Annotated in this window: 1 protein-coding gene and 1 pseudogene; both read left to right on the top strand. The window is 71.9% G+C overall.

The features are described 5' to 3' along the window. Positions 1-170: pseudogene (locus AOK16_RS26775) on the top strand (cysteine--1-D-myo-inosityl 2-amino-2-deoxy-alpha-D-glucopyranoside ligase); the annotation flags it as partial. Positions 171-306: 136 nt separating this feature from the next. Then, positions 307-2,645, top strand: a 2,339-nt coding sequence (locus tag AOK16_RS21365) for a glycoside hydrolase family 31 protein (protein WP_055473804.1), incomplete at its 3' end; no start/stop codon positions are given.

Raw genomic sequence — 2,645 nt, 5'->3', positions numbered from 1 at the left:
CGCTGCTGGAGGAGATCCGCGAGGCGCTGGCCGACGACCTCGACGCGCCGGCCGCGCTTGCCGCGGTCGACCGCTGGGCCGAGCGGCAGCGCACCGGGGGCGGTACGGACGAGGGCGCGCCCGGGCTCGTGTCGCGGGCTGTGGACGCGCTGCTGGGCGTGGCGCTCTAACCCCCGGCCACCGGCGCTCCCACCCCCAACCACCGCCGTCACCCCTGGCCTTCGGCGTCCGCCCGGCGCGGAAGTCCAGGGGTGACGGCCGAATAGTCCATGGTTGTGTACGCGTCATTCGCGCTAGAGAGCGCGTATGAGAAGAGCAACCAGAATCCCAACGCGGCTCAGATCGGCGGTCGTTGCCGCTCTGCTCGGTCTCGTGGCCACCCTGGTCGTGCCCGCGGGCGCGGCGCACGGCGAGGGCGCGCGGGTCGCCGAGCAGACCGTCGGAGACGTCACCGGCTTCACCGCCGACGCGCCGAAGTCGGTCTACCGGCTGACGGCGGGGAAGGCCCAGGCCCGGGTCAGCTTCGTCTCGGAGGAGACCTTCCGCGTCGAACTCGCCCCCGACGGCGCCTTCACCGACCCGACCGGCAAGGACATCGTCCTGCCGCAGGGCACCCCGCCCCGCACCCGCTGGCGCGACGCGGGCGACCGCTACGAGCTCAGCACCTCGAAGGTGACCCTGCGGGCCTACAAGACCCCGCTGCGCTTCGAGCTGCGGCGCGCCGACGGCAGCCTGCTCTGGTCCGAGGCCAAGGGGCTGACCTGGGACGGGGAGAAGACCACCCAGACCCTGGCGCGCGGCGCGGACGAGCAGTTCTACGGCGCCGGCATGCAGAACGGCCGCGGCAACACCTCGCACCGCGGCAAGACCGTCGAGGTCGGCGTCGACTACAACTGGGACGACGGCGGGCACCCCAACTCGGTGCCGTTCTACCTCTCCTCGGCCGGCTACGGCGTCTTCCGCAACACCTACGCCCCGGGCACGTACGCCTTCACCGAGCCGGTCACCACCAGCGCGCAGGAACAGCGCTTCGACGCCTACTACTTCGCGGGCCCCGAGGCCGAGGACGTCATCGGCCAGTACACGAAGCTGACCGGCCGGCCCTTCCTGCCGCCGCTGTACGGGCTGGAGATCGGCGACTCGGACTGCTACCTGCACAACGCCAACCGCGGCGAGCGCCGCACCCTCGACGCGCTGAAGGTCGCCGACGGCTACCTCGAGCACGACATGCCGAACGGCTGGATGCTCGTCAACGACGGCTACGGCTGCGGCTACGAGGACCTGCCCGAGACCGGCAAGGGCCTCCAGGACCGGAAGATGCAGCTGGGCATGTGGACCGAGGACGGGCTCGACCAGCTCGCCGACCAGGTCAAGGCCGGGCAGCGGGTCGCCAAGCTGGACGTGGCCTGGGTCGGCCCCGGCTACAAGTTCGCCCTCGACGGCTGCAAGGACGCCTACCAGGGCATCGAGGACAACAGCTCGGCGCGCGGCTTCACCTGGGCCCCCGAGAGCTGGTCCGGCGCGCAGCGCTGCGGGGTGCAGTGGTCCGGCGACCAGTCCGGCAGCTGGGAGTACATCCGCTGGCAGATCCCGACGTACGCGGGCGCGACCATGTCGGGTCTTGCCTATACCACTGGCGACGTCGACGGGATCTTCGGCGGCAGCCCGCAGACGTACGTCCGCGACCTGCAGTGGAAGGCGTTCCTGCCGGCCGTGATGACCATGGACGGCTGGGCGGCCAGCGACAAGCAGCCCTTCCGGTACGGGGAGCCGTACACCTCCATCAACCGCAAGTACCTCAAGCTCAAGGAGTCGCTGCTGCCGTACATGTACTCCTACGCGGCCGAGGCGCACCGCACCGGCGTCGGCCCGGTCCGGCCGCTCGCACTGGAGTACCCCGACGACCCGAAGGCCGGGACCGACGCGGCGAAGTACGAGTTCCTGACGGGCGAGGACTTCCTCGTGGCACCCGTCTACGAGGACTCCGCGGTCCGCGACGGCATCTACCTTCCCGAGGGCACCTGGATCGACTACTGGAGCGGCCGCACCTACCAGGGCCCGGTGACCGTCGACGGCTACAGCGCACCGCTCGACACGCTGCCGCTGTTCGTGCGCGCCGGAGCCGCCGTGCCGATGTGGCCGGGCATCCGCTCCTACGAGGACCGCACCGCGAAGTCGCCGCTGGCCTGGGACGTCTACCCGCGGGGGACCTCCTCCTTCACGCTGTACGAGGACGACGGCGTGACGCGGGCGCACCGCTCGGGGGCATACGCGCAGCAGAAGGTGACGGTGCGTGCGCCGCGCTCCGGGGCCGGGGACGTGTCGCTCGAAGTCGGCCCCTCGAAGGGGAAGTTCGAAGGCAAGCAGACCTCACGCCCGTACCACTTCACCGTGCACACCGGTGACGCGCCGCGCTCGGTGGAGCTCGACGGGCGGGCGCTGCCGCGGCACGGCTCGCGGGCGGCGTACGAGGCGGCCGGCGAGGGCTGGTGGTACGACGCGGACGACCGGGGCGGTGTCGTACGGGTCAAGACCGCGGTTCGGTCGACCGACCGCGGCTTCGGGCTGACGCTGGAGGGCGCGAGCGCGGTCGGCGGGCGGACGCCGGACGCTGCCGCGACCGTGTCCGCCCCGATCGGGGCGGA

Origin of the sequence: Streptomyces pathocidini, from assembly GCF_001418495.1 — a bacterium.
In the GTDB taxonomy this organism is placed as follows: Bacteria; Actinomycetota; Actinomycetes; order Streptomycetales; family Streptomycetaceae; genus Streptomyces; species Streptomyces pathocidini.
The sequence above is the reverse complement of the archived record's forward strand: the minus strand, read 5'-3'. Positions and strand labels throughout refer to the sequence as shown.